This window comes from Lachnospiraceae bacterium JLR.KK002 (assembly GCA_036941025.1).
Lineage (GTDB): Bacteria > Bacillota > Clostridia > Lachnospirales > Lachnospiraceae > Petralouisia.
The window spans coordinates 996,203-1,022,093 of the sequence record JAYMNP010000001.1 but is presented as its reverse complement, the minus strand read 5'-3'; the positions used below and the strand labels follow the sequence as shown (position 1 = coordinate 1,022,093).

The following is a 25,891-nucleotide window of genomic DNA, read 5'->3' as shown; positions in this document are numbered from 1 at the left end:
CAATTGGAGGCTATTACATGGCTGTGCGTCGTGTCCTTACAAACATTTTTGGCAAAAGGACAGTCTTGGCATATGTTACATCAGCGGACAAGGAAAATGGTGGCAGGCGTTTATATTTCAGCACAGTTTTTCCAGAACAGCTGCAAATATTCTGTGCCTGGCAGGAAAAATCCCCACTGAATCAGACAGGAAGCAGCCGTATGCAGTTTATACCTCTGATGCTTTATGCTTTTCGGTGGAACATCGAAGTTAGTTATTACGAACAGAAAACCTTCTGGTCATTATGCAGCTACATGGTGCGGAGCCGCAAAGGAATAGAAATGCTTGTCAATCTAATCAACATAGCGTATTGTGCAATGAAACTTTTGCCGTATCAGGACAAGACGTTTTCCAAATACCAGACAGAAAGCGTCCAGGAATTTCGTTTCGTACTGAGCGAACAAATTCGCCAGCAGGTATTTTATTCCATTTTCGTGAAAAAAGCCGAAACACACATAAAATCAAAAGCTATCATTAAGGTTTTAAAACAACTGATTCAGCATCAGGGATATTATTTATAAAGTTGTAAAGTGGTGTCAGTTTTATTAAAAAACACTAAAAACTCTAACCCTAAGTTTACAGGAGAAAGCTAAATATTTCACTACACGTTCTTATTTAACGCTTACGATATGGTTCTCTATATCATACCTAAGCGCGAAAATTAGCCCTATATTATTCTCTCAAACAAGGCAGGGCACCTATAAATGCTCTGTCTATTATACTTACAAATACATTTTTGCTGTTTCTTCCGCCAAATGAAACTTTTCCTGGATTTTATTCAAAATAATGCTATCTGCAATTTGTAAATCCTTTAATGCTGATACCATAGCTATTATTCCTTCCTGTCTTCCCTTTTCAATTCCTTTCTCCTCCACACCCTTACTTAAATTACACATAAGCGACACCTCACTTTCCAACGTCTGAGTCATTCTAATATGAAAATCTTCTTCCAATATCTGGCATTTGTCCTGTGAACCTGTCTCCGTGGACAGAAGCACATTCAACAGTTTTAATAAATCTGTACCCGAATCTCCTTCTTTCCCAAGACATATCATGACAGCCGCCATCAAATCATAATCTGCTTTTCGTTCCTTTACACTGCCTACCAGATTTTCTTCCGCAATATAATAACGTGTAATGCTGTTTTCACGGCTCTTTGGCGGATTCATGCAAATCCATATGCTGTATACTTTTTTGATATTCTCATAGTGGGAATTTGTAAACTCTGTTCCATATTGGGCGGAAATCATCCGGCTACAGTAATAGATTCCCCTCTTTATCAGCGGATAACCCGGATAAAAATCATTCTGGGCTTCTATATTGATAATTAAACGAATCAATTCCCCGGATACAGGAGCTATTGCAAGAAAGCGGATATCATAGGTAACAGTTCCCTCCGTTAGAGAAGTATCTTCGTTTCCGGCTCCCTGTATCATAGAAACACGGTTGGATTCATCCGGGGCAACTGCCACTTCGCCCACCTGTGGTGTACCTTCAATATATTTTTCCGCAATCTCTTCCACATCACAGTCACGGTATTCTTCCAGGCAGTTCTTCATAATCCATGCCAGAATAATCCTTTCCGAAAGCAGCCGCTTGCAGGCCGCATCATAACTGGCTTTCTCATCAGCCACACGGATGTTTTTCGCTATGGTAGCATCTGTATTCATGGCCTCACCTCCTGCTTCTCGTTTACATTTTATCATATTCCATGCTAACAAACCAGCTTATTATCACTTTAAGCTCTCTACAACATAGACGCCCATTATTTTATCCTTATGTGCTTTCAAAGCATAATCGTAATAAAATTCTGCATCATCCTTATCAAAATGAAATTTATCCTGTATCTTTAATACAATAGCATCATCACCTGCATTTACCTTTTTCAAATCTGATATTATTTCACACAGGCTTTTTATGAAAACTGTATACTTATCTATTTTTTTATAGCTTCTTCTGCTTCTTCAAGATATATTTTTGCACTTTCTTCTGATAATTTTTCTTCTTCCTGCAATATTTTCATAATGCGTTCTTCTGAAAAATTGTTTTTTCTACACACATTAATAATGCCATAAATTTCTCCTTCTTTCCTTTTTTCTCTATCCCGCATTTCCAATGTCATAATTTCCGCTCCCATCTACAACGTACCTAAGTGCATAAATTCGTCAAATATTATCTTAAAACAACATTTGCCAACCCTCTATTTCCCGCCTAAATCTTAGCTTTCCTGCACTTTCTGCCCTTCCTCAAAACTTCGCCTTTACCTATGGTACGGCTGTCCATAACATGCCTAAGTACGTAAAATACCTAAATATGAATCTCTTTTAAAGATCATCTTTCCAAAAGCTATGAAATACGGATAAGGCAGAACATTTTGATACGCTCTGCCTGTTCCTTTCTGCTCTTAGATAATATGGTACTTTACATAAAGTTTTTGACGATGTTCAATATCTGTTTTCATTCTTGCAATATCATCAAAACATCCATCTTCTATCAATCTTTCCATCAATAAAAACATCTTTTCTTCTCCACGTTTTTCTCCACGTTTTTCTCCACGTTTTTCTCCAATTTTTTGATTTTCCTGGTCTCTCATTAACAACGTCATATATTCATGCCTCCATTCCCTGTTTTTCTTTGCTTCTTTCACCGCTTCTTCCAGTTTCTCTACATAGGAATCTGCTGGTTTTTTACCAGTTATGTAATCAAGAAATGCCTTTACTTCCTTACTGACATCATCCATCGTTCCCTTTGCGTTCAGGAATATCTTTACTGTTTCATCTCCCATAAAAATGCTGTCATCTTCTTTACAGATATTTTCAAATGTATAGATGTGCCTGCCCTTTCCAAATGCATCGAACGGACAGATAAAGATAACATAGCTTCTGTTTAATTCATTGTAATACTGTCCTTTATCAATAAGCTGCAAGTCTATCATGCTCTGATAATATCTGCTCCTTTTTGAAAGCTCTTTTGTATCGCTTACCTGCATTTCTATGTCATAAACAACTGCTTTCTCATCTTTCACATATACATCCAGTCTGACACTTTTTGCGTCTATATCCTGTTTGATATTTTTTTGTAATTCCGGGTATTCTACGTGGTCTATCTTTAAATCCGGCAGGATTCTCTGTATCAATTCTTTACACAGTTCCGGGTTCTGCATGACTTTCCCAAACAGGAAGTCATTGGATATGCCTAATTCTTCCCAGCTTGTTTGGCTGTCTTCCATACTTTCCATCTGTTCTGTTTCATTGCCATTCATTTTGTTTTACCTGCTTTCTGTCACTTCCTTACCGGGAAACTGTATATATCATAATCTTGCTTTTTTCCTTATGATTCTATTATACACAGTCCCCGGCTAAATTACAATCATCTATGCTTCTGCTTTTATGGTTTTTACTCTTTCAAAATAACCAGCTTATTGGGGAAGCACTCCACACGCATACTGCACCCCGCTTCAAATCCCCATTTCCTGACCCGGTTTCCCTGCAGCATAATCTGCGGCACAGTTTTCCCACTTCCTGTTGTGGCCGCATATGCCTTTACCCTGCGGGTAATTACGGAAATCTTCCGTTCCCTCCATAGGAACCCAATGGTAACCCAAAGGCGCAATCCCTCCGCACCACTCCCCTGCACGGGCTTTGGCTTTCATCCCCATTTTTACATTCTGTGCAATGGTATTTCGCTCAAACTCCCCCACCAATGCCATCATCTGGAACTGCATTTTCCCTGCCGGTATATCGGATTCAAAAGGCTCGGAATAAGAGCGGTAAGCTATCCCGTATCTGTCCAGCGTGTTCACAATCTTTATGGCGTCTTCCAGTTCCCGGCTTAAGCGGTTGATTTTCCATGACATCACGATATCAAACTTCTTTTCTGCGGCTTCTTTTAACAGTTCCTGTATGGCTGGCCTGTGGGCAATGTCTTTTCCGCTGATTCCGGCGTCAGAAAAGACCTTGTAGACTTCATAGCCCTGCTTCATGCAGTATTCCCTTATCAGACGCTCCTGCTCCCCGATACTGTAGCCTTCTTCCGCCTGCTCCCTGGTGCTTACCCTGCAGTAAATAGCAGCGGTTATTTTCTGTTCTGTATGGCTCATAATCTTTCCCTCCCTTTCTTTCATGGTTCAGAGTTATAATATATATTCCGGTATCATAGTTGATTCAGGTTCTTTTCCATGTTTGGATATGCTGCCAGATAAAGGGGCAGGATTACAGGGAAACTTACTTCCTGCAGCATGCCTGCAATTCCATCCCATTATCCGGCTTTCTCTGTCAGGACAGTTACCTGTCTTCCTGTTCTTTCTTCGCCTTTTTCTCATTAGAATAAACAGTGGCTACAATTTGTGCCATTAAATCCATAACTGTTTCCAGCCACTCTTTATCTATATGCTCCATCCCCTTTCTCTATGGCGACGGTGGCGGCAAACCGGAAACTCCCTGCTTAAACTTATGCAGTTTCCTTTTCGGCTGCATCGGCGCGACCTTCTATTCTTTCCATATCTCAATATATCCGGCGTCTTTTCCTTTTCTTACATCATAAAAGATTCCGATATCCTCAAGGTTGCTCCTGTTCTCTGACATTCTCCTTGTTATAACCTCCGGCGCACCCGGAAATCTTCTACCATCAATGCCATACTCTTCCAGGGCATACAGCTTCATTTCTCTGTAAAACTCTGACACTTTGGCTTTCAAACCCTCTTCCATCCCCTTCTGGCTCATGTACCCTTCCAATACGGTAAGCAGAATATTTCCTGAAACAAGGGAGTCATTGATTTTTTTCCGATTGGTGCAGAATGCTTCATGTACCTGTTCTTCTTTATAACCAATCTGTCTGCCCGCTTTCACTGCCATCTCGTAAAAATCAACCAGCCTGACCGGGGAATAATTTACAGCCGGTTTTTTATCCCCCAATATCCCGCTGACAGCCTGGCATAATGCGCCGAAGAAAAAGGGCAGGTCATCTTCCCGTTTTTTCTGCAGTTCCTTATCCCCCTGCATTTTTTCCGGGCTGATACGCGCAAGCTCAAGAAAAATCGCACGGTCAGCCAAATCGCTCCTTACAATGCACTGTCTTGTGCTGTTGAAGCATACAACAGCGTCCGGTTCCAGAATAGACCGGGAATCATCTGTAAAGAGTTTTCTCTTTACCTGTGAACCTCCCGTACAGTTCCGGCAGATTAAATCGCTTGTATTCTGGGAAATAAAGCTGATATTGTCAAAACATACCATATATTCCGCCGCAAGGCACATAGCCACCTCATTTTCCCTCTTTGGCATGGAGAACAGGGGATTGACCGTAAGCGGGTCTATTAAATTCTGCACCCTCTTTAAACAGGTAGATTTCGCGCTGGATTTCTGACCGTAAACTTCCAGCACAGGTTTTGAAAACTGCTTCCCGAAAAAACAGCCTGCCAAAAAAGCGGCAAACAGTATCTGGTCCGTTTCGCTGTGGAAATTAAAATGCTGTGCAATAAAATATTTTACATCTCCTGCACATACCTGTTGCATTTCCGGTTCTACCTGCGGTGCAAAGAGTTCACTGCGCTGGAACAGGATATGGGAATTTTTTGCCATCCTTACCCCGTCAGCAGTTATTTTCAGGTATTTTCCATCGTTTCGCCCCAAATCATAATAGACGGTATCCGTTTTGGCATAAATACGTTTATGAATCCTGGAACGCTTCCCATTCCTTTTTGCCAGCATTTTTATATGCGCCTGTGCCTGTATATGCCCGCCGGATGGCAGTATTATCCCATACCCGTCATAGCAGTAGGAACGGAACCATTGCTGGAATGATTCACTTTCAACTGCGATAAGGCGCATTCCCTCTTTCTCATTGGCAGCCCTGATATATGCCTGCCCTGTAGTGGAACAGATTAACTCAATCTCCTGTTCTGCTTCTTTGATAATCTGCTCCATTGATATATCATTTCTCGCCATTTTCTCCCCCGCTTTCCTGTTCTTCATCCATACCATAATATTGGTAATCATAGGAAACTCCTGCAATTTCCCATCCATTTTCTGTACTGGCAAGTCTTATAAGCACTCTCATCCCAACCAGCCAATCCATGTCCAGCTTCCCTTCTTTCGTAAAAGCTGGGAAATTTTTGAAAAATTTGCAGGCTACTACAATATATTTATGGTTAATACCCCTTACAGCCAGTAAGGAATTACCCATCTTGTTGCTTAAGCTGTTAGAATGAGTAAGGCAATAGGTCTGGCCTCCTCCTTTCAGGACTTAGCGTCCGTAAAAAAGTCAGCCAACCAGCCCTCATTCGCAGCATTCGTTTTACGCAGGTTGAACCTAAAGGCGTTCGTGTGATACCCAGTAGATTGAACAGGCAATGGGAAAACTGGTATTGACCATTGCTAATACATTACAAAGGAGTACCTGTTATGAACGCTGTTGGTATTGATGTTTCCAAAGGCAAGAGCACTGTCACCATCCGCAGATCCGGGGATGTCGTTATCATGCCTCCCCGTGACATTCCACACACGCAGTCCGAAATCAACGCCCTGATTGAACAGATCCAGGGGCTTGACGGGGAGACAAAGGTCTGCATGGAGCACACCGGAAGGTATTACGAGCCGGTCGCCACATGGCTTTCCGACGCCGGTATCTTCGTCAGTGCGGTAAATCCCATCCTCATCAAAGACTTCGGGGACGATTCCCTGCGCTCTCCCAAAACCGACAAGGCTGATTCTAAAAAAATCGCCCGCTATACCCTTGACCGCTGGTCCAAACTGCGCCAATATGGAAACATGGATAAAACACGCAACCAACTAAAGACAATGAACCGGCAGTTCGGCTTCTACATGGCGCAAAAGACTGCCATGAAGAACAACCTTATTGCCCTGCTCGACCAGACTTACCCGGGTGCCAATGACTTCTTTGACAGCCCGGCCCGCAGCGACGGCAGCCAGAAATGGGTGGATTTCATCCATACCTACTGGCATGTGGACTGTGTCCGCTCGAAATCCTTAAAGGCCTTTACCGTGCATTATCAGAACTGGTGCAGGCGCAAAGGCTATAACTTCAGTGCAGACAAGGCGGAGAAAATCTACCGTCTCTCATCTGACCTGATTGCCGTATTCCCAAAAGATAATAACACAAAGATGCTGATACGGCAGGCTGTAACGATGCTGGACACTGCATCCGAAACCGTGGAATCCCTCCGCCTTGAAATGGATGGGCTTGCCGCCACCCTGCCGGAATACCCGGTTGTCATGGCAATGAATGGTGTCGGTCCCACGCTTGGCCCACAGCTTATGGCTGAAATCGGGGATGTTACACACTTCACGCACCGCGGGGCGCTGACCGCTTTTGCAGGTGTCGACCCCGGAAGGGATGAATCCGGGCAGCGTGTCCGTAAAAGTGTGCCTGCCACAAAGAAAGGCTCTCCTTATCTTCGCAAGACCCTCTTCCAAATCATGGACGGGCTTATCAAGCGTTCCCCCGCTGATGATGCCGTTTACGCCTTTATGGATAAGAAACGGGCACAGGGCAAGCCTTACTACGTCTACATGACTGCCGGGGCAAACAAGTTCCTCCGCATTTATTACGGTCGGGTAAAGGAATATCTTTCTACGCTTGCAGAAGCCGAAGAAATCTAAATCAATGCTATCGCCTATTCATCAGGCCAGCGTATCGCGGTTGCCTTTTTGTAGTGCTTATTTTTCAACCTGTATAAAATTTTCAAGTTCACAAATTTCTGCCTGACTTTTTATTTGCAGACTACTACTGTCACCCTGCATTTTAATGTACGCTTTCCCACCTTTGCATATCACTCACTTCATCACGATACACCTTTTATTATGCGGTAGTCCGCCAATACTTTTCTCTATACGCTTTCGTACATTCCAATGTCCTTTTATCATAATACTCTCCGTTTGCATATCAAAACTGCTGACTGATTCCCATGCCAATCAACAGCCTTTACCTTCTTAATTACTTCGCATACATTGAAATGCATACTGCAATCGCATTTATTAATGAAACGCAGTATGCCCTCCAAAATACATAATATTCTTTTATTATCTATAAGCACATCAAGCCATTATCGAAAGTACTTAAATTCTTTGCTTTTGTTGCATAAAAATACCCGTACTCCCCGCTTCCCAATCGCTGAAAATCAGAGAATCTTACCTGTTAATTCTTTCTTATATTTTGCTTCCAACTTAAAACTACTTCGCACTCCTATTCCCAATTTTACGGTTGATTATCATCGTAGTAAGTACATATATTTTTTCAACTATCCCCGAACAAAAAGCATACTTATGATACAAAGCAAACAACCTAATAGTCCGCTCCAATCATACTGATATTCCGTTTGTCAAATTTCTATATGTTTCATCACATCATTTAAATCATCAATGTTATCTTTTCATGATATGGCAGCTCTCCAGCGTCTGTAATGCCGCCCTGTGTTTATCCGGTGTAATTCCCGCACAGCAGGATGCATCCACATAGATTGGCACTTCCGGCATATATGCCTTTAGTAAGAGAGCATTGGAAATCACACATACATCCGTACAAAGCCCAATCAGTTCAATTTCCTTTATGGACTGCTCTTTGTGGATTTCCCTCAAATCCTCCGCAAGTCGCTGCGATGCGAATGTTGGCTTATAATATACTGCTCCGTTTCGTTCCGCCTGCACCTTTGCCAGCTCCTGTACTAACTGCCATCCTTTTGTGCCAGCTACACAATGCTTTATTGGCAACAGCTTTCCTTCCTGAGTAAAAAGATAATCTTCTGTATGGGTATCCATTGAAAAAAACACATAACCGGGATATTCTCTGGCTTTTTTTGCAGCAGCATTTACAATGGATTCCGCTTCTTTTGTTCCAAGTGCCCCTGATACGAAATCATTCTGCATATCTACGACAATCAGATAGCAGTCAGGACTTTCCACAGGTTTTATCCCCTGCATTTGACAGATTAAATTCTTTGCAAAAGTTACCATCCCTTTTGCTTCCTCTGTCCTTAAAAATTTTATATCCAGTCCATTGGCGGACAGACGGAATCTGTCCAATGCATCTGCATCCTTAAAAATCTTGTAAAGCACCGCTCTATTCTGCTCCAATGGACTCCTTCCTGAAATGACATCAATTCCAGTCTGGTCGTCACGATCATGATAATAAATAATATCATAGCACTTCTGTTTAAACTCCAGTTCATGGGATACACAATATTCCCGATAATAATCTGCCGCACGCTGTCCATGTCCAACATCCAGCCAGTCATCCAGCCGTCTGGAATCATGAAATGCCGCAGCAGCTCCCAATATATCCTTATCTTCTTCCGGCAACCCCTGACGCTGTGCGATTGCTAATGCGTAGAGCATTACACGCCTGCAATGTGCGCCTGTGTGCTTTTCACTGTCCTCCAATGTAAACGTAACCTGATTTTCCAGAATATCATTCCACTTATCAAATACAGGTTTTATCCGTTTCCATTCCGGTAATCCCTCCATCCATTTTTCCTGCATAGCCTTACCCCGCTTTCACGATTTCACGCAACGCCGCTGCAATATCCTGATCCACACCAATGGACTTTTCCTGTATCCCGTCAGGAATGTAAATCTCACCTTTGTTGAAAGTAATATACTTTGCATGAGGTTCTGCTGCCGTAAGCTGCATAAATGGCATTTTTATCATCTGATTGCGCCAGCCAACACCAAACTCTAAAATGACAAGGTTTTTTCCATGCATACGATTTACAAATCCCTGATAGCGGGCAGCTTTTTCCTGCCAGTTCTTTTTCCCCTGAAAAGAGGAGTACTCCCCATAATTTACTTCCATACTCCCACTGCATTTTGGGCATCTGGGCAAAAGTCTTTCCGGCACTCTGCCATCTGTTTCCGCCTCTGCCATGCGAAGAACTGCCTCCCTGTCCGAATAAACATCATCACAGCAGCCCTTTGTGCAACGCATTTCTGTCAGCTTGCCTTCCATTTCAAATACACGTTCTTCCTCGAAACCTGCCGGGATAAAGTGATCCTCCCCATTGGACATGACCACAAAATAATCCTTTTCCTTTACAAGTTCATACATATCCTTCATAATCTGCGTCGGTTCATCCTGCAAACACTTTTCTTTGATGATCCGGCTGAAATATGCCCATCTTTCTTCCTCGGAAGAATAGGAAACAGCCATCCCCTGCAAAATACAGTAAATACCATATTTTTCCCTGAAATCACCCATTCTTTCACGAAACCACGCATCATCCGCAAATAAATGATACCCCTCTGCTATGGATAATCCGTTGCTGGCTCCGATCAACACCCCGTCAGCTTCACTGATGATTTGCTTTATTTTCTGATATACATTCACTTTCCTGTCCCTGCCTTTCCTTTCATAATCTGTTTTAAATCCCGTAAGGTTTTCAATAAATCATCATTTATATACAGGCTTTTGTTTTTCAAATGCTCCGGGGAAGAAGAATCTTCCTGATTCATACAGACATAAAAAGCACCTGTATTTTTATATGCCATTTCCCAAAAGGGCAATTTAATAATACCTGGCGTCATTTCTCCTACCCCTAATTCCAGCAGCAAAACGCTTTTTGCATTTTCTTTTGTCAGATATTGTTTCAGAAAAGATTCGTAGCGTATTACACCATCTTTCCAGTCCTGCCCCTCCAGAAACGTATCATCTCTTACCCACGGAACCATGATCCGTCCACATTCCCGGCATCTTGGAAGCAGTTCCGAAGGTATCCGCATCCCCAGCATATTTTCACACATCTCCCGGATGATGTTCTCATTCGGATAAATCCGGTCATGGCAGGGCTGGCTACATTGAAAATAGCCCACATTCCCCTGATAACTGCAAATAGAATTTTGGGGAAATACCCGTTCAAACTGCATATCCACATTGGTTGTTAATACAAATACTTCTTTTCCACTTACAATTTCCGCCAAGTCATAATAGGTCTGCCCCGTTGGAGCATCCCACAGACTTTGTATATAACGTGCGTAATATGCCCACTGTTGTTCCGGTGAAGAATAGCAATAATAAAATCCTGCAAAGGGAGATTGAAAGCCATATACTTCTTTAAAATCCTGCAACTGTCCTTCCAGATAAGGCATCCAATGGTAGTGATTATAGCCTGCTGCGCTGGAAAGCCCGGAACCACCCCCAATCACAACTGCATCTACCTGACGGATTTTTTCTGCCAGGAGTTCCAGATTTTCTTTATTCTTCATTCTTTGCACCATATTTTTTTATTTTTTCAACTGTTCTTTCCAGAACCACTGCAATATCCTCTTTTATCGCAGTTCCTTTTCCTTCTAACTCCTTTGGAAGCAGTGCATCTTTTGGGTTGATTGTAATGTAATAGGCTTGCGGCAGGGAGTATGTCATATTCCAAAAGGGCTGCTGAATGAACATGGGCGTCATGCGCCCCACTCCAAGTTCCAGAAAAAGTATTTTTTTATGTTTATTTTCCATCAGAAAATGATTCCACTTTTCATATTCCTCTTTATATTTTCTGCCTTCCAAAAACGTGTAGCCTCGAACCCACGGCTCCAGTTCCCTTCCACATTTCGGACAGTGCGGAATCAATTCTGTAGGAATCCGGCAGTCCTTTATATTTGCATACATCTCCTCAATCATACTTTTACTTTCAAACAGCTCGTCATGACAGGGACGCACACACTGAAGCCATCTGAAATCTCCCTGAATGGTACTGACTCTTTCTTCCGGAAAGCGTCTGCTAAATAAGGTGTCCTGATTGGTTGTCACCACAAAATAATTCTTTCCTTTCAGAAGTTCAAACAGATTTTCATAGGCAGGGCCGTCCGGAAGCTCCAGATTTGCATGGATGGAGGTCGCCAGAAATGCCCAGCGTTCTTCACTGGTCGGGTATGGGTAATAATATCCGTTAAAGCTCCCCTGAAACCCGTACTTTTTTTCAAATTCTCCAAAATATTTCTTGAAATATTTATCGCTGTGATATGCCATATCATAACCAGTAGCAACAGACATTCCCGCAGCCGCTCCTACACAGACAGCTTCTGCCCACTCCATCTGTTCAAGCAGAATCTCCGCTTTTTTATCATATTTTCGATTCATGTTTGCTTTCTTTTCCTTTCAACTCTTTTTATTGACTTTTATCCTATTTGTTGTTATTATATAAATAACAACCAGTTAGAAGTATAGCACTATCCATATAACAAGTCAAGCGGCTGTTAAAATTAAATTTACAGCAAAGGAGTTTTTCATGAAATATTCTACAAAATTAAGTGACGCAGTGCATATCATGGCTTTTATTGCAATCCATCAGGAGTATGACCTAAGCAGCACTGTAATTGCTGACAGTATTCAGACAAACCCGGCTTTTGTCCGACAGATCATGATGAAATTGAAAAAGGCAGGATTGATGTCCAGCGTAAACGGTCATGCAAAGCCTTCCCTGGCAAAACCCACAGAGGAAATCACACTTTTGGATATTTATAAAGCTGTTGAGGGAAGTAAGCCGCTTCTTCATCTGGACACCCACACCAATCCGGAATGCGGAGTAGGGGTTAATATCCAACTGGCTCTGCAGGATTACTACAACGAAATACAAAAAGGAACCGAAAAACATATGTCCAGCATTTCTTTACAGGATATAATCGAACTGTATCACACAAAAACAGGTCAGACAGATAACTGACACAGAAGGCAGGTTGAAATACCTCCGGAATAGAGAACTTATGCCAGAGGTATTTCAATTTATCAGTTTATTTTTTATCTGTACAATGAACAACACATTCAGCACAATTCCCATTGCATTCGTTTATTCCCTTTCTTCGGAAATAAACAATGGATAATATCAACAGACCAGCTACAATGCAAAGTACAGCGATACTTGCCAAATTCATCATCAAATCCTCCTCTATACAAGCCCAACAGCAGCCCCTACACTGTGAACAGCAAATGCCACAATCCAAGCGATTGCACATTGTACGATTACAGTTCCAGCCGCCGCCTTAGCTCCGCCCATTTCCCGTTTCACAGTTGCAACCGCCGCAACGCATGGTGTATACAGCAAGGTAAATACAAGAAATACAAATGCGGTAAAAGGTGTAAACAGTGTTCCAAGCAAAGATACATCCCCGCCCAAAAGAACCGTCAGCGTAGATACAACACTTTCTTTGGCAGTAAACCCGGTAATCAATGCGGTAGAAACTCTCCAATCTCCAAATCCAAGCGGTGCAAATAATGGAGCAACCACCCCGCCCAACAATGCCAAAAGACTTTCTTCCGCAGAAGCCGCAACATTCAGCCTTATATCAAAGGTCTGTAAAAACCAGATTACAAGAGAAGCCACAAAAATAATGGTAAATGCTTTCTTAGCAAAGCCCTTCGCCTTTTCCACGATAAGCTGCCACACGCTTTTTGCCGAAGGAAACCGATAGTTTGGAAGCTCCATCACGAAGGGAACCGGCGCTCCCTTATATTTCGTCCCTTTTAAAATTAACGCATATAAAATGCCACAGATGATCCCCAGAGCATACAGCCCAACCATAATGAGCGCCTGATAGCTTCTTGGGAAAAAAGCACTGATCATTAGTGTGTAGATTGGCAGCTTAGCAGTACAGCTCATAAATGGAACCAACAGAATTGTCATCTTATGATCCCGTTCACTGGAAAGCGTTCTGGTAGCCATAATCGCAGGAACAGAACAGCCAAAACCAATCAACATAGGAACTATACTTCTTCCGGAAAGACCAATCTTACGAAAAAGCCTGTCCATCACAAAAGCCACTCTTGCGATATATCCAGTGTCCTCCAAAATGGAAAGGAAGAAAAACATGGTAACAATCGTTGGCAATAAACTGAGTACACTTCCCACGCCGCTGCAAACGCCATCAATCACGAGAGAATGAACCACCGGGTTGACCTGCGCCTTTGCAAGTACCCCATCAAGCAGAGCAATCAATATATCAATTCCCATACCCATCAGGTCAGACAGTGCCGCACCAATAAAGCTGAATGTCATAACAAATACGAGTGCCATAATCCCGATAAAACAGGGAATCGCTGTATATTTTCCTGTTAAAATCCGGTCTATCGCCATACTGCGCTTGTGTTCTCTGCTTTCATGAGGGCGGACTACGGTTTTTGCACATAGAGCTTCAATAAATGAAAATCTCATATTTGCAAGTGCAGCCTCCCTGTCAAGCCCTGTTTCCGTTTCCAATACAGAAACCAGATGTTCAAATATGTCAGCCTTTTCAGGCGCAATAGTAAGTTTCTCTTTCATCAGGCGATCATTTTCTACCAATTTTGTTACTGTAAAGCGAACTGGCAGCCCTTTTTCTTTTGCCTCCGGCTCCAATATATGTATTGCCGCATGAATGCACCGATGTACCGCACCAACGGAATCATGTTCATTATTACTTGCCGGACAAAAATCAACCCTACCGGGACTTTCCCTGTGCCTCGCCACATGAAGTGCATGGTCAATCAGTTCCGTGGTTCCCTCATTTTTTGCCGCTGAAATCGGCACTACCGGAATACCAAGAATTTCTTCCAGTGCATTTACCCGGACAGAGCCGCCGTTTGCCCGGACTTCATCCATCATATTCAATGCCAGCACCATCGGAATGCCAAGTTCCATGAGCTGCATGGTAAGGTACAGATTCCTCTCCATATTGGTAGCATCAACAATATTGATAATCCCGTCCGGATGCGTATCCATCAAAAAATCCCTTGTCACAATTTCCTCACTGGAATACGGGGAAAGGGAATAAATACCTGGTAAATCTGTTACAACCGCCTCTGAGTGTTTGCGGATCGTACCATCTTTACGGTCAACTGTCACTCCGGGAAAATTCCCTACATGCTGGTTTGCCCCTGTAAGCTGATTGAATAAAGTGGTCTTTCCACAGTTCTGATTTCCTACCAGCGCAAAAGTAATCTTTGCACCTTCTGGAATCTCATTCGTTGCATTATGAACATGATAGCTGTTCGCCCTTCCAAGTTCACCGACTCCCGGATGTTCCACTGCCATTGTCCTTTGTGTAGAATGGTTTTTTTCCGCTTTTGTATGGACTTTCTCCACTGTGATTTTTTGCGCTTCATCAAGCCGCAATGTCAGTTCATATCCCCTTAGCTCAATCTGCACCGGATCGCCCATAGGTGCAATTTTTTGAAGCGTAACCTCCGTTTTTGGTGTAAGCCCCATATCGAGTAAGTGATGCCGAAGTGCGCCTGTTCCTCCTACGGAACGGATAAAGGCGCTCTGCTTTGGCTTCAATTCATCCATTGTCATCTTATCATCACCTCATTTTTACCGTTGCAGAATGTGTTCTGTTCCTTTTTCAAGAACCATCTGCACATGTTCATCCACTAAAGTATAAAAGATCATTTTTCCATCCCTACGCCGCCTCACCAGCTTATTTGACTTTAAAAGGTTTAGCTGGTGGGACACCGCAGACTGCGTAATTCCAAGCTGCTCTGCCAAATCACCAACACATGAATCCTGCTCCATTAAAAGGAGCAGGATTCGGATACGGGTAGGGTTCCCAAGCACCTTGAAAAATTCCGTTAATATATACAAATCACTTTCCTTCAATTCTTTGGAAAAATGACTATCCTGATATTCTGTCAAAGGAACCCCCTCCTTCCTTACAGTTTTTTCACAAACAGGCAGCGGATCGCATTCAGCACCGCAAGAATCATAACACCTACATCCGCAAAAATAGCCAGATACATATTTGCGATTCCCACAGCCCCTAATACAAGGCAGGCAAATTTCACTACAAGCGCCATCGAAATATTCTGGTAAACAATCCGCAGACATTTCCTTGAAATCTTGATTGCCTTTGCTATCTTGATTGGATCGTCATCCATCAGAACAATGTCAGCCGCTTCGATTGCCGCATCTGAACCCATTGCGCCCATAGCAATACCTATGTCCGCTCTGGAAAGCACTGGTGCATCATTGATACCATCGCCAACAAATGCCAGCTTTGCTTTGCCTAACTTCACCTGCAGAAGTTCTTCTACCTTTTCTACCTTGTCAGCCGGAAGAAGCTCACTGTAAACCTCATCAATTCCAAGTGATGTGGCAACCTGATTTGCCACTTTCTTTGCATCCCCAGTCAGCATGACGGTCTTATCTACCCCTGCTTTCTTTAATTCCGCAATTGCAGCCTTAGAATGAGGCTTTATAATATCGGAGATTACGATATGTCCCGCATATTTCCCATTGATTGCCATGTGAATAATCGTACCTGTCTGATGACAATCCTGATAAGGAATGTTTAAGTGCTTCATCAATTTGTCATTACCAGCGGCAACCTTTACGCCATCTACTTTTGCAGTCACCCCATTTCCGCTGATTTCCTGTATATCTGCCACACGGGTTCTGTCAATCTCTTTTCCATATGCCCGCTGTAAGCTCTTGCTGATTGGGTGGGAAGAAGCGCTCTCTGCAAGAGCCGCATATTCCAACAGTTTCTCATTGTCTATGGTGGAGTGATGAATCCCATTTACTTCAAAAACACCCTTTGTCATCGTTCCCGTTTTGTCAAAAACAACATACCTGGTCTGTGAAAGGATTTCCAGATAGTTGGACCCCTTTACCAGCACGCCCTCTTTGCTTGCGCCTCCTATTCCTGCAAAGAAACTCAAGGGAATACTGATAACAAGCGCACAGGGGCAACTGATAACAAGGAATGTCAATGCCCGGTAAATCCAAACACCCCAATCAGCAGACAGTCCCATAAAAAGCATTCTGACAACTGGAGGAAGCAATGCCAACGCCAATGCTGAGTAGCAGACAGCCGGAGTATATACTTTCGCAAACTTCGAGATAAAATCTTCTGATTTTGATTTGCGGGAGCTTGCATTTTCCACCAAATCCAAAATCTTAGAAACCGTAGATTCTCCAAATTCTTTTGTTGTCTGTATCTTCAATACTCCAGTCATACTGATACATCCACTGATTACCTCATCACCAACTTTTGCCTCTCTGGGCAGACTTTCCCCGGTCAATGCGCTGGTATTCAGGCTGGAAGATCCCTCAACTACATTGCCGTCAATCGGCACTTTCTCGCCCGGCTGTACAACAATCACGCTGCCAATCCCTACCTCATCCGGATCAACCTGCTCTAATTTCCCATTTCTCTCAACATTTGCATAATCAGGACGAATATCCATCAGGTTACTGATATTGCGGCGGCTCTTGCCCACAGCATAGCCCTGGAACCATTCCCCGATCTGGTAAAACAGCATAACGGCAATCGCTTCCAGATAATCACCGTTCTCATAAATAGCAAGCGCCATCGCCCCAATCGTAGCCACTGCCATCAGAAAACTTTCATCAAATACCTGACGGTTTCTGATGCCTTTTGCCGCTTTCCTTAAAATGTCATATCCGATGATAAAATAATTTATCAGATAGCACGCAAAACGAATCCACCTTCCTGCGGACGGAAATAAATAACTGTCAGCCTTATCAAACAGCTCTGCTGAAACAAACTGGAGTGCCAGTAAGATTCCGGCGCTAATCAAAATACGGATCATCATAACCCTCTGTTTTTTTGTCATACCATCCTTGCGGCTGCCGACAAAAATAAGAAGTACAGCAGCCATTATAATAACAACTGTCAGCAATATGCTGATTACTAATTCCTGCATGGTAAAAACTCCTTTCAAAATATGCTTAACTGTTTAATCGTTTCTGATAAAAAAGACACCCCAAAACTGCAGCCGGACATTTTCAGGGTGTCACCTTTTCATAGGCAGCTCTGGCTTACAGGAAAATCTCGCAGTCCGGCTCCACTTTCTTGCAGGCATCCAGCACGTTCTTCATAACGTCTTTCGGCTCCTGCCCTTCGTCAAATTCCACGATCATCTTCTGTGTCATGAAATTGACCGTTGCGCTCTGTACTCCTGCTGTTTTACGGGCTGCATCCTCCATCAGATTTGCACAGTTGGCACAGTCTACCTCGATTTTGTAAGTCTTTTTCATTGTAAAGTCCTCCTTGTTATTTTTAAATTCAGTGATTAAGTATTTGTTTAATCATCATAGCCGTAGTATAATACAGAGAAAGGCACACGTCAATATCCCTAAGGCATTCCTTCCTAAACGGGCGAAAAGTATTTCCGTTTGGGCGAAATGCAAACGAGAAGAAAGGAAAAATAATATGGACAATATGAAATTACCACACCAACATGGAGAAGGACCGCAGACCGCACTGATCCAGAAACAATTAGACCATGTAGACTATTTCCAAACCGTAGCTGAAGTTTTCAAACAGCTTGGTGATACCACCAGAATCCGAATTTTCTGGCTCCTATGCCATTGTGAGGAATGTGTCCTCAATATTTCAGACATGCTCCATATGTCAAGCCCGGCAGTTTCACATCATCTCAGACCATTGAAAAACAGCGGTCTGATTATTTGCCGACGTGAAGGAAAAGAAGTTTACTATCGTGCCGCAGATACACCACAGGGGCGTCTGCTGCATCAGATGATTGAGCAGGTTATGGAAATCACCTGCCCTGAATTGTGAGGTCTGTCTTATGAATGAGGAATTGAGAAAAATACAAAAAGAAATGGAAAGATTTCATCAAAAGGTAGCAAATGCTGGCATTCCGCTTTATCCCGGTATAGAGTTATGTTATCTTACTTTTTCAACCGATTCTTTTTCTGTGCAGCATAAGGCTCTATCACACATCATTCAGATTAACTACTGCAAAGCCGGACAGATGATGTGGGAGATGAAAAACGGAAACCGAATTTATTTGAACCCGGGAGATTTCTCCCTGCATACCATGAAAGCCTGTACGGATTCCGTACTTACCTTTCCAAACGGTACGTATCAGGGACTTGGCATCTATATTGATCTGCAGGAAGCCTCTGACACTCCCCCCGAATTGTTAAAAAACTTTGGTATTTTTGAAACCATATTACCCGAAAAATTCTGCAAAGATGACAGACCTGTCTTTCTTGCCGGAAATGAACAGACAGAAAGTATTTTTTCTGCATTTTATAACCAGCCTGAAACGCTTATGCTTCCATTCCAAAAAATCAAGATTTTGGAATTGCTGCTTTACCTTGTCAAAATGGAGTTTACGCCCCAAAACAAACTGGCTGAATATCAATTCGAGCTGACTGAAACGATCCGGAAAATCCATGACCAGCTTTTGCAGCACATGGAGCAGAGAATTACCATAGAGGAACTTTCAAGACAATATCTCATCAATCCAACAACTTTGAAAAATGCTTTTAAGTCAGTCTATGGAACTTCCATTGCGGCACATATCAAGGAACATCGAATGCGACAGGCTGCAAAACTGTTAAAAGAAACGAATAAGAGCATAGCTGAAATCGCACAGGCTGTCGGCTATGACAGCCAGAGCAAATTTACTGCGGCATTTAAAACATATTTTGAAGTCCTACCGAAAGAGTACCGTAAGAATTGAGCGGGAGCAACACATCATTCTAAAACAAGTTGCTCTTGTGGTAATACTGTTTCCATGCATAAAGAAATGGATGAGAAAAAAGGCTGCCAAAACAGCCTTTTTTATTTTATCTCTCTATACGCTCTTTTTTATCATTTTTATATTACTATCTCAAACTTCGCACATAGATTTTAGCTATGCACCTTGAAAATTCAATATCTGGCAATGATTCAGTTATCAAAGAACAGCCTTTTGGAACACTATGCTGCTACTAATTGGGATTGTAGCAGGGCTGGTAAGGTGCTGATGAAAGTGTCAACCAGTTCATCTATCTTTTCATCAACAAGATCACAGTGTTCCTCTAAAAGTTTCCGGAACATTTGAAGCAACATTTGAAATGCCTGCATCCATGTGATGTCAGACATTTCATCAGCAAAGTACAGAAACAGTTCTCCAAGTGAGCGGTTGTCGTTTGATTCCCTGTTTTCGATGGACAGCATCATATACCTGGTAAAAACAACTGCTGCCTGTGCAGTGTTTATCGGTCGGTGGTATACCAGATACTGGTAATTTATTTCGGAATACTGGAATGATTATAAGGCTTTCATTTTTCATCGTTTAACGCATTTCCTGTAATTTTGTTTCCTCAATTTCACGTTGAAATGCCCATCCTGCCTGATTATAATAATCCATTCTTTCTTTGTCTGTCATGTGCTTTGTTATTTCGTAATTATATTCCCGTAACTTATGAATGTCTTCAATTGTAAAATCTGGGCTTAAAACAGGTTTTTCCATAATCATCCCTCGCTTTCTAACAATACAGACGGGCTCCAAATCTCTATCGGTTTATAACCCTCCAGATTTGTGATAGCCCTCACACCACGGATAGTTTTAATATTTACAATATGTTTAAAATTCCACGATATAATACAATCGCAGTTACCTGAAACAGCCGCACCTATATGTTGACAATCATCAAGGCTCTTTTCTGTCAATATGCCCATACTGATAATCTGCTTTGCAAGTTCTGACACTTCCTGCGTAATATCAATCGTAGAATATTTTATCTGCTTCAAATAATCTCTCAATGCACTTCTTTTCGGTTCCGGACAGTCCGAAACCTCCTTTAATGTCACCGTAGAAAGGCATACCTCATACACACCACTCCGAAACATTCCCCACAATTTCCTTGTATCTGCCATTTTTTCCGGTACATCTTCCTGCATCAGATGGCTGATAACAGATGTATCTAAATATACTTTTAATTTCCTGCCCATTTTTCTCACTTCCTTTTTATTTATTTTAGCACGATTCCTTTTTTCTTACAATAAAAACTATCGTTGTATTTTAAGCAATATGAGGGAACTCTCCATTATTAGGATAGCTCCCTCATAAACAATCTCGAAAACCTGTATTTATTCTGAACTGGCATTAACTACTCTTTAAACAACGCCTTAAAAATAACAACTCCTATTAACAAAAGCATTAACAAAATTGCTCCATAGGTAATATAAATCAAGAATGAAAGAATCTTAGAGCCAAACCATGCCAATAATGCCACAATCCCCAAAAACAAAATTGCCTTTCCTTCATCCGAATTTGTCATGAATCCCCATATAATAGCAATCACTATAATAGCAATAATTATTCCCATTTTTTCTCCTTTGCTTACTAAAAAATATTATCCCTTAACCCAACTATGCGGTTTTGGCATCCCTGCTCTGTTTTTACCTTTTTTAACACAAATTCCTGGAAGCGGACGCCCGCTTGTCGTCAATCTTCTTCCACAGTATGTACATACCCAATGCTGCATTTTCATTAAACTTACCTCCTGTTCATTTTCCATTTTATCTTTTACCAAGTATATCATATTATTTAGACTTTTGCAATATATCTATTTGCATTTGCATATGTATAGATTGTTTATGCAAATAATTTTATTCACTATACTTTTACTTGGAAGGAAAAAAGAATGGATAAAAAGACAAAATATGCTGAAAAATATATACGAATTGGATTGAACATTGCTTATTACAGGAAACTGCGCGGTATGACACAATTACAGTTAGCAGAAGCTGTAAATATCAGCAGGACGCATATGAGCAATATCGAAGCCCCTAATGTCCCAACTTCTGTGTCTTTGGACACACTTTTTGAAATAGCTGATATACTGGACGTTGACATTACCTCTTTATTTGACCTGAAAAAATAAAGATTATATTTACAATGGCAGATACCACAAAAGATTTTCACTCCTATGGTATCTGCTTTTTTATGCTACCACTTACCATACCCCTGCTTTTTATTCTTTCAGGATAACCAGCTTCTTCTGGTAGCATTCCACACGCACACTGCAGCCTGTTTCAAAGCCCCACTGCTCCACCCAATTTCCCTGCAGTACAATCTGCGGCACGGTAGCCCCTCTGCTCCCTGTGGCTCCATAGACTTTTACCCTGCGGGTGATTACATTGTAGTCTTCGCATTCGTTTACCATGCTGCCATCCATGCCGGAGTTCTTCATCACCTGGAACATCCTGGACAGTATGGTGTCTTTCCCAAACTTGCAGGGTTCCATAAAATTACGGGTTTCCTGCGGTTCTTTCTGCCCATTTATTTCACGGAACAAATGCTGCCTGTTCTGATATACAAACCCTGACAGCATCCAGAAATTATTCAGTGCATATAAAGTGTCTGCCACTGAATAGAACTCCCTTCCGGTCAGGATTCCTTTGGAATAGTAAGCGGAAAACTCCCTTTCACCTGCCATCATCAGGAAACGTATCTTTTCCACAAATTCCCTCTGCTCCCTCTCTGTTTCAAGCCTTCCATATTCCCTTACAATATACTGGTTCAAATCATGCCCCATCTTCTGTCTCCTTCTCTTTCACTTCCCGGTATCATTGGTTCTGGTTTTGAAACATAAAACACTGGTTTACAGATACCACAGAGGAATCCCTGCGGTATCTGCTTTTCTATGCTCCTTCTGGTTCTTTGATACTTTCCGGGAACCCTTTTCTTTACTTCCCTTTCTTCCAGGAATCCACCGCACGGTTCACCTTATCGGATTTTGTGCGCTTTCCTGTTTTAGCAATCTCATATACTGTTGTCACACTGGTAAAACCCAGTAAAAATAAAAATACATTTGCCATTTTCTTTCCTCCTTACTCTCCATACGCCAAAAACAATTCTGCTCCTGCAATTACCACACATGCCGCCAATATACCATAAATGAGGTATTCCATAAAACCACTCCTTCCTGTGTTTTTCTATGCCGGGCAGTATAAAACTGCCAGGATAATCTTTCTTTCTCTTATTCCTGCCCTGCAGGATAGACCAGCACCAGTGCGTCATCTGAGGACAGCAGGTAAAGTTCTTCCTGCCATGCTCTCCCATCTTCCGTACCGCTGATTCGTTCTGTATATTCCGAAAGGTTTTTCTCAAGATGGTAACACTCCATAAGTTTTGAAAAATAGCACTCATATGTTTCCCGTTCTGTGAAAAGCAGCACATAGCCTCCCATATCAGAAGAACCCCGGCAGCAGCCATATTCACGGTCTAATACCTCCACCAGTTCTTCCATGCGCCTTAATACAGCGTCTTCCACCTTCTCAGCCTTCAGGGATTCTTTCACGATTTCCAGGTCAAGTTTGTTCTTTATCCTCTGGTACATCCTTTTTCGCCCCCTTTTTCTTTTTTACAGCTTCGCTTTCTTTTGTTGCCTTTTTCTCCCCGCCCTTTAAGTCCTGGAGGGCTTTCTCCAATGGATATGGCTTTAACTTCCATACGTCTTTGGAATGGCGCAATCCCAGATACAGAGGGTGTACGCCTTCTGTTTTCAAATTATCGGTGACAATGCATTTGACCTGTTTTACAAGCCCTTTCCCTTTCATCATTGCAAGGAGGTCTGCTTTTGCATGGATAGTCTGTGTATGGGAGGTAAGCGTGTTGCCCCATGCAATGATAATGTCATAGTCCTTAATGTCCGGCTCTTCCAGAATCTCTTCGATATAGGAAATGTTGCTGCTGTCTTCCGCCAGTTCGCTTACCTTCGGCTTTTCGGAAAACACTTTGGAATAAAGGTTCACAATCCGCACTTCTCCCCACCCAAGTTCCTGCACATGGTTCATTAAATGCATGGTTGATACGTCCATGCTGCCGCACCTGCTGGCTGTGAGTGTGGGGTACAGTTCCACCACTAATGATTTCTTCCCTTTTTCTCTCCACTTTCTCTGAATCTCATAGGTATGCGTCCCGTCATCGGAACCCACTGCTGTTACCTCCATCTGAAACCGTTCTGTTACCATATTTCCCTCCTGTTCTTTCTGGAACCATAATAGCGGCGGCAACACGTCACTTCCATGTTTACCGCCGCATTTTTTCTGCCTGTTCTTCTTTGATACGGGCTTTTATCTGCTTTCTTCTGTAATATGGGCTTCCACCTGCTTTCTATGCTGCAAATAATTTCTGCCTGTTCTTCTTTATTTTGCAATAAAGATTTCTACCTGTAAGTCCCTCCACTGGTTCGCCCGTATGAAATTCCCATACTGTTTTCGGTATGCCTTTGCTTCCTCAAAGCATAAGCAGAAGGAATCACAAAAGGTATACTCTTTTTCATCAAATGTTGCGTCTTCTGTGGCTTTGCAGTTCAGATACCATTTAAAAACGCCTTCTTCTGTCGGTGTCACCCGCTCCACCAATGCTTCTATCAGGTTTCCATCTATTTTCTTCTGCTTCAGGTTGCAGGCATTTTCCAGCACGTCTTTTACTTTCCGTATGGCACTGCTGATATCTTCTGTGCTTTCTGTCACTTCCTGCCCTATGCTGGCTTCCAGCCTTTTTTCTATTTCTGTGGTTCGCTCCTGAATCTGCCTTCTTTTTTCCTCAAATGCGCTTTCTTCTATCTGGTTATCCAGGCGCATATCCAGAAGCCTTTCTTTCCTGCATTTCAGACGTTCAAGCTCCCGTTTCAGGCATCCCAATTCCGTATTGGTTTCCTGCCCTTCCACATAGTTTTCTTTGATGGTTTCCGTCAGTACTGTGATGGTCTCTTTTGGGTTTTTCCAGATTTTCTGTAAGATATGTTTCAGCATGAAGTCCAGCTTCCATTCACAGATGGATGGCACGTCACAGTACCCTTCTGCGTCCAGCCCGTTTTTAATTCTGTAACTTTTCTTCCGGTTGTTCACCTGGTTCCAGCACTGGTAGCCGCAGCACTCCTCCCCGGATTTATTGACTCTCCACTTATATTTATGGTATGTCCTTCCACACCCACAGACAAGAACCCGCACCCAGCGGTCTTTGGAGCGTTTCTTCCCATATTTTCCCTGCCCTGCACAGGTCACTTTCTTCTGTTTTAAGGACTGCACCCGGTTCCATTTCTCTTCCGGGATGATTGCAGGGAAATCCCCTTTCACATACTCGTATTGGGAACGGTCTCTTACAGGAACCCTTGTATGGTCTAAAAAGCTGGCGGTATGGGATTTATGGTAGCCGATATAGCCTGCATAGGTCTTGTTGTCCAGAATCCTTAAAACCTTTGTTGCGTCCCATTTACAGCCGGATTTGGCTGTCTGCCTGTGAAGCTCCTGCATTTTTGCCGCAATGGTTTTTACCCCCATTCCTTCCAGATAGAAGTCGTAAACCATGCGCACCGTCTCCGCATCCTCTTCTATAATCTCATACGTGTTTTCACTGGATTTGCTGCCTTTTACAAGCCGGTAGCCAAGGATGTTCCCATTCCCGTAAAGGACGCCTTTTTTTCTGGATATGGACTGCCCCGCAAGCACCCGCTCGCTGATATGCCTGGATTCCTCCTGCGACATGGCGGACATAAGTGTGAGCCTTAATTCCCCATCTGATTCACAGGACCAGATATTGTCATTGTAAAAATATACTTCCACACCCATTCTGCCAAGCTGCCTGGTATAGTTCAGGCTGTCCAGGGTATTCCTTGCGAACCTTGACACCTCACGGGTACATATTAAGTCAAATTCGCCTTTGGAAGCGTCCTCTATCATCTGCATGAAGCCCTGGCGTTTCTTCGCCTGTGTACCGGTAACCCCTTTATCCACATAGACATTTATTTTTTCCCAGTTTGGATGGTCTGACAAAATGCTTTCATACCACTGTATCTGGTTTTCCAGTGCGTTCATCTGCGCTTCATGCTGTGTGGAAACCCTCCCATAGAAGCATACGCGCACTTTATCCAGCGGTGAAGTCCGGTATTTGTTGCTGGTATGGCTCTGCAGCTTTTTCATTGTCAAATCCCCCATCTGACTGTGCCTCCTCCTTTCTTTTCAGGCTTTTCACAGCCCTGTCATAAGTTGGCTGGTTGATGGCTTTTCCATAGAACAGCATCTTAAGCAGCCGGGCAGAAAATAATTCCTCCATTTGATTCTTCTGCTGTTTTCCATTCATAAGACCTCCTTTCCGCCTTATCAGTCAT

At 42.6% G+C, this 25,891-nt stretch carries 27 protein-coding genes and 2 pseudogenes; 6 read left to right on the top strand and 23 right to left on the bottom strand.

Translation table 11 applies throughout. The annotated features are described in order from the left end of the window. The first annotated feature begins 2 nt into the window (after positions 1-2). A pseudogene (locus VSQ32_04880) lies at positions 3-560 on the top strand (hypothetical protein). A gap of 201 nt (positions 561-761) precedes the next feature. Here the strand turns inward: VSQ32_04880 and VSQ32_04875 are convergent. From VSQ32_04875 to VSQ32_04855, 5 genes are all read right to left on the bottom strand, one after another. Beyond that, on the bottom strand, positions 762-1,709 hold the full coding sequence (locus VSQ32_04875; GenBank protein MEH2942208.1) for a hypothetical protein: 948 nt from the start codon (positions 1,707-1,709) through the stop codon (positions 762-764). A 266-nt stretch (positions 1,710-1,975) separates the two neighbouring features. Further along, positions 1,976-2,161, bottom strand: coding sequence for a hypothetical protein (locus VSQ32_04870; GenBank protein MEH2942207.1), 186 nt, complete (start codon positions 2,159-2,161; stop codon positions 1,976-1,978). A 282-nt stretch (positions 2,162-2,443) separates the two neighbouring features. Further along, a complete protein-coding gene (locus tag VSQ32_04865; GenBank protein MEH2942206.1) occupies positions 2,444-3,301 on the bottom strand; it encodes an Rpn family recombination-promoting nuclease/putative transposase in 858 nt (285 codons plus the stop codon). A gap of 195 nt (positions 3,302-3,496) precedes the next feature. Further along, positions 3,497-4,138 (bottom strand): recombinase family protein, encoded by a 642-nt coding sequence (locus VSQ32_04860; protein ID MEH2942205.1) that lies wholly within the window; start codon positions 4,136-4,138, stop codon positions 3,497-3,499. Positions 4,139-4,526: 388 nt separating this feature from the next. Next, on the bottom strand, positions 4,527-6,032 hold the full coding sequence (locus VSQ32_04855; GenBank protein ID MEH2942204.1) for a hypothetical protein: 1,506 nt from the start codon (positions 6,030-6,032) through the stop codon (positions 4,527-4,529). Between the two features lie 405 nt (positions 6,033-6,437). Between VSQ32_04855 and VSQ32_04850 the strand changes: the two genes are divergently transcribed. After that, on the top strand, positions 6,438-7,655 hold the full coding sequence (locus VSQ32_04850; protein MEH2942203.1) for an IS110 family transposase: 1,218 nt from the start codon (positions 6,438-6,440) through the stop codon (positions 7,653-7,655). 762 nt (positions 7,656-8,417) lie between these two features. Here the strand turns inward: VSQ32_04850 and VSQ32_04845 are convergent. From VSQ32_04845 to VSQ32_04830, 4 genes are read right to left on the bottom strand one after another with little or no spacing between them, the layout of a single operon-like run. Then, the gene (locus tag VSQ32_04845; protein MEH2942202.1) at positions 8,418-9,530 is read right to left on the bottom strand and encodes an isochorismatase family protein; all 1,113 of its coding nucleotides are present in this window, start codon (positions 9,528-9,530) and stop codon (positions 8,418-8,420) included. Between the two features lie 4 nt (positions 9,531-9,534). Then, on the bottom strand, positions 9,535-10,374 hold the full coding sequence (locus VSQ32_04840; GenBank protein ID MEH2942201.1) for an NAD-dependent protein deacetylase, SIR2 family: 840 nt from the start codon (positions 10,372-10,374) through the stop codon (positions 9,535-9,537). Then, the gene (locus VSQ32_04835) at positions 10,371-11,249 is read right to left on the bottom strand and encodes an NAD-dependent protein deacetylase, SIR2 family (protein MEH2942200.1); all 879 of its coding nucleotides are present in this window, start codon (positions 11,247-11,249) and stop codon (positions 10,371-10,373) included. The genes VSQ32_04840 and VSQ32_04835 overlap by 4 nt, the downstream gene beginning before the upstream one ends. Then, positions 11,239-12,117: an NAD-dependent protein deacetylase gene (locus VSQ32_04830; protein MEH2942199.1), complete on the bottom strand. Its 879-nt coding sequence runs from the start codon at positions 12,115-12,117 to the stop codon at positions 11,239-11,241. The genes VSQ32_04835 and VSQ32_04830 overlap by 11 nt, the downstream gene beginning before the upstream one ends. Positions 12,118-12,265: 148 nt before the next feature. On the opposite strand from VSQ32_04830, the gene VSQ32_04825 reads away from it, so the two are divergent. Further along, the gene (locus tag VSQ32_04825) at positions 12,266-12,700 is read left to right on the top strand and encodes an Rrf2 family transcriptional regulator (protein ID MEH2942198.1); all 435 of its coding nucleotides are present in this window, start codon (positions 12,266-12,268) and stop codon (positions 12,698-12,700) included. Positions 12,701-12,922: 222 nt separating this feature from the next. Here the strand turns inward: VSQ32_04825 and feoB are convergent, their stop codons facing one another. From feoB to VSQ32_04805, 4 genes are all read right to left on the bottom strand, one after another. Then, positions 12,923-15,304, bottom strand: coding sequence for a ferrous iron transport protein B (feoB, locus tag VSQ32_04820; GenBank protein ID MEH2942197.1), 2,382 nt, complete (start codon positions 15,302-15,304; stop codon positions 12,923-12,925). Between the two features lie 18 nt (positions 15,305-15,322). Further along, positions 15,323-15,643 carry a metalloregulator ArsR/SmtB family transcription factor gene (locus tag VSQ32_04815; GenBank protein ID MEH2942196.1) on the bottom strand — a complete coding sequence of 107 codons (321 nt, stop codon included), beginning with the start codon at positions 15,641-15,643 and terminating at the stop codon, positions 15,323-15,325. A 17-nt stretch (positions 15,644-15,660) separates the two neighbouring features. Beyond that, the gene (locus tag VSQ32_04810) at positions 15,661-17,586 is read right to left on the bottom strand and encodes a heavy metal translocating P-type ATPase (protein MEH2942195.1); all 1,926 of its coding nucleotides are present in this window, start codon (positions 17,584-17,586) and stop codon (positions 15,661-15,663) included. A 205-nt stretch (positions 17,587-17,791) separates the two neighbouring features. After that, entirely contained in the window at positions 17,792-18,010 is a 219-nt protein-coding gene (locus VSQ32_04805; GenBank protein ID MEH2942194.1) for a cation transporter, read from the bottom strand. A 175-nt stretch (positions 18,011-18,185) separates the two neighbouring features. Between VSQ32_04805 and VSQ32_04800 the strand changes: the two genes are divergently transcribed. Both VSQ32_04800 and VSQ32_04795 read left to right on the top strand, forming a co-directional pair. After that, positions 18,186-18,554: a metalloregulator ArsR/SmtB family transcription factor gene (locus tag VSQ32_04800; protein ID MEH2942193.1), complete on the top strand. Its 369-nt coding sequence runs from the start codon at positions 18,186-18,188 to the stop codon at positions 18,552-18,554. Between the two features lie 10 nt (positions 18,555-18,564). Then, positions 18,565-19,467 carry an AraC family transcriptional regulator gene (locus VSQ32_04795; GenBank protein MEH2942192.1) on the top strand — a complete coding sequence of 301 codons (903 nt, stop codon included), beginning with the start codon at positions 18,565-18,567 and terminating at the stop codon, positions 19,465-19,467. A 239-nt stretch (positions 19,468-19,706) separates the two neighbouring features. Here VSQ32_04795 and VSQ32_04790 read toward each other — a convergent pair. The 4 genes and pseudogenes from VSQ32_04790 to VSQ32_04775 form a co-directional block, all read right to left on the bottom strand. After that, positions 19,707-19,967: pseudogene (locus VSQ32_04790) on the bottom strand (transposase). Between the two features lie 97 nt (positions 19,968-20,064). Further along, positions 20,065-20,241 (bottom strand): hypothetical protein, encoded by a 177-nt coding sequence (locus tag VSQ32_04785; protein MEH2942191.1) that lies wholly within the window; start codon positions 20,239-20,241, stop codon positions 20,065-20,067. A gap of 2 nt (positions 20,242-20,243) precedes the next feature. Further along, positions 20,244-20,723, bottom strand: a complete 480-nt coding sequence (locus VSQ32_04780) for a PIN domain-containing protein (protein ID MEH2942190.1) — start codon at positions 20,721-20,723, stop codon at positions 20,244-20,246. 158 nt (positions 20,724-20,881) lie between these two features. After that, positions 20,882-21,100 (bottom strand): hypothetical protein, encoded by a 219-nt coding sequence (locus VSQ32_04775; protein MEH2942189.1) that lies wholly within the window; start codon positions 21,098-21,100, stop codon positions 20,882-20,884. A 318-nt stretch (positions 21,101-21,418) separates the two neighbouring features. Here VSQ32_04775 and VSQ32_04770 point away from each other — a divergent pair, with 318 nt between their 5' ends. Continuing rightward, positions 21,419-21,658 (top strand): helix-turn-helix transcriptional regulator, encoded by a 240-nt coding sequence (locus tag VSQ32_04770; GenBank protein MEH2942188.1) that lies wholly within the window; start codon positions 21,419-21,421, stop codon positions 21,656-21,658. A 90-nt stretch (positions 21,659-21,748) separates the two neighbouring features. Here the strand turns inward: VSQ32_04770 and VSQ32_04765 are convergent, their stop codons facing one another. The 6 genes from VSQ32_04765 to VSQ32_04740 all read right to left on the bottom strand — a co-directional run bounded on the left by VSQ32_04765 (position 21,749) and on the right by VSQ32_04740 (position 25,863). Next, positions 21,749-22,312, bottom strand: a complete 564-nt coding sequence (locus tag VSQ32_04765) for a SymE family type I addiction module toxin (protein ID MEH2942187.1) — start codon at positions 22,310-22,312, stop codon at positions 21,749-21,751. 151 nt (positions 22,313-22,463) lie between these two features. Further along, positions 22,464-22,595: a hypothetical protein gene (locus tag VSQ32_04760; GenBank protein ID MEH2942186.1), complete on the bottom strand. Its 132-nt coding sequence runs from the start codon at positions 22,593-22,595 to the stop codon at positions 22,464-22,466. Between the two features lie 161 nt (positions 22,596-22,756). Then, positions 22,757-23,116: a hypothetical protein gene (locus VSQ32_04755; protein MEH2942185.1), complete on the bottom strand. Its 360-nt coding sequence runs from the start codon at positions 23,114-23,116 to the stop codon at positions 22,757-22,759. Next, entirely contained in the window at positions 23,088-23,750 is a 663-nt protein-coding gene (locus tag VSQ32_04750) for a DUF1643 domain-containing protein (protein ID MEH2942184.1), read from the bottom strand. Before VSQ32_04750 ends, VSQ32_04755 begins: the two co-directional genes overlap by 29 nt. A gap of 174 nt (positions 23,751-23,924) precedes the next feature. Further along, the gene (locus VSQ32_04745; protein ID MEH2942183.1) at positions 23,925-25,718 is read right to left on the bottom strand and encodes a recombinase family protein; all 1,794 of its coding nucleotides are present in this window, start codon (positions 25,716-25,718) and stop codon (positions 23,925-23,927) included. Then, positions 25,648-25,863, bottom strand: coding sequence for a hypothetical protein (locus VSQ32_04740; GenBank protein ID MEH2942182.1), 216 nt, complete (start codon positions 25,861-25,863; stop codon positions 25,648-25,650). Before VSQ32_04740 ends, VSQ32_04745 begins: the two co-directional genes overlap by 71 nt. Positions 25,864-25,891: the final 28 nt, after the last annotated feature.

What these genes read in the sequence shown, in the direction of transcription:
- VSQ32_04875 (MEH2942208.1), bottom strand. Translation starts at nt 1,709, where the DNA reads ATGAATACAGATGCTACCATAGCGAAAAACATCCGTGTGGCTGATGAG.
- VSQ32_04870 (MEH2942207.1), bottom strand. Translation starts at nt 2,161, where the DNA reads ATGACATTGGAAATGCGGGATAGAGAAAAAAGGAAAGAAGGAGAAATT.
- VSQ32_04865 (MEH2942206.1), bottom strand. Translation starts at nt 3,301, where the DNA reads ATGAATGGCAATGAAACAGAACAGATGGAAAGTATGGAAGACAGCCAA.
- VSQ32_04860 (MEH2942205.1), bottom strand. Translation starts at nt 4,138, where the DNA reads ATGAGCCATACAGAACAGAAAATAACCGCTGCTATTTACTGCAGGGTA.
- VSQ32_04855 (MEH2942204.1), bottom strand. Translation starts at nt 6,032, where the DNA reads ATGATTACCAATATTATGGTATGGATGAAGAACAGGAAAGCGGGGGAG.
- VSQ32_04850 (MEH2942203.1), top strand. Translation starts at nt 6,438, where the DNA reads ATGAACGCTGTTGGTATTGATGTTTCCAAAGGCAAGAGCACTGTCACC.
- VSQ32_04845 (MEH2942202.1), bottom strand. Translation starts at nt 9,530, where the DNA reads ATGCAGGAAAAATGGATGGAGGGATTACCGGAATGGAAACGGATAAAA.
- VSQ32_04835 (MEH2942200.1), bottom strand. Translation starts at nt 11,249, where the DNA reads ATGAAGAATAAAGAAAATCTGGAACTCCTGGCAGAAAAAATCCGTCAG.
- VSQ32_04830 (MEH2942199.1), bottom strand. Translation starts at nt 12,117, where the DNA reads ATGAATCGAAAATATGATAAAAAAGCGGAGATTCTGCTTGAACAGATG.
- VSQ32_04825 (MEH2942198.1), top strand. Translation starts at nt 12,266, where the DNA reads ATGAAATATTCTACAAAATTAAGTGACGCAGTGCATATCATGGCTTTT.
- feoB (MEH2942197.1), bottom strand. Translation starts at nt 15,304, where the DNA reads ATGACAATGGATGAATTGAAGCCAAAGCAGAGCGCCTTTATCCGTTCC.
- VSQ32_04810 (MEH2942195.1), bottom strand. Translation starts at nt 17,586, where the DNA reads ATGACAAAAAAACAGAGGGTTATGATGATCCGTATTTTGATTAGCGCC.
- VSQ32_04805 (MEH2942194.1), bottom strand. Translation starts at nt 18,010, where the DNA reads ATGAAAAAGACTTACAAAATCGAGGTAGACTGTGCCAACTGTGCAAAT.
- VSQ32_04800 (MEH2942193.1), top strand. Translation starts at nt 18,186, where the DNA reads ATGGACAATATGAAATTACCACACCAACATGGAGAAGGACCGCAGACC.
- VSQ32_04795 (MEH2942192.1), top strand. Translation starts at nt 18,565, where the DNA reads ATGAATGAGGAATTGAGAAAAATACAAAAAGAAATGGAAAGATTTCAT.
- VSQ32_04785 (MEH2942191.1), bottom strand. Translation starts at nt 20,241, where the DNA reads ATGGAAAAACCTGTTTTAAGCCCAGATTTTACAATTGAAGACATTCAT.
- VSQ32_04780 (MEH2942190.1), bottom strand. Translation starts at nt 20,723, where the DNA reads ATGGGCAGGAAATTAAAAGTATATTTAGATACATCTGTTATCAGCCAT.
- VSQ32_04775 (MEH2942189.1), bottom strand. Translation starts at nt 21,100, where the DNA reads ATGGGAATAATTATTGCTATTATAGTGATTGCTATTATATGGGGATTC.
- VSQ32_04770 (MEH2942188.1), top strand. Translation starts at nt 21,419, where the DNA reads ATGGATAAAAAGACAAAATATGCTGAAAAATATATACGAATTGGATTG.
- VSQ32_04765 (MEH2942187.1), bottom strand. Translation starts at nt 22,312, where the DNA reads ATGGGGCATGATTTGAACCAGTATATTGTAAGGGAATATGGAAGGCTT.
- VSQ32_04760 (MEH2942186.1), bottom strand. Translation starts at nt 22,595, where the DNA reads ATGGCAAATGTATTTTTATTTTTACTGGGTTTTACCAGTGTGACAACA.
- VSQ32_04755 (MEH2942185.1), bottom strand. Translation starts at nt 23,116, where the DNA reads ATGTACCAGAGGATAAAGAACAAACTTGACCTGGAAATCGTGAAAGAA.
- VSQ32_04750 (MEH2942184.1), bottom strand. Translation starts at nt 23,750, where the DNA reads ATGGTAACAGAACGGTTTCAGATGGAGGTAACAGCAGTGGGTTCCGAT.
- VSQ32_04745 (MEH2942183.1), bottom strand. Translation starts at nt 25,718, where the DNA reads ATGGGGGATTTGACAATGAAAAAGCTGCAGAGCCATACCAGCAACAAA.
- VSQ32_04740 (MEH2942182.1), bottom strand. Translation starts at nt 25,863, where the DNA reads ATGAATGGAAAACAGCAGAAGAATCAAATGGAGGAATTATTTTCTGCC.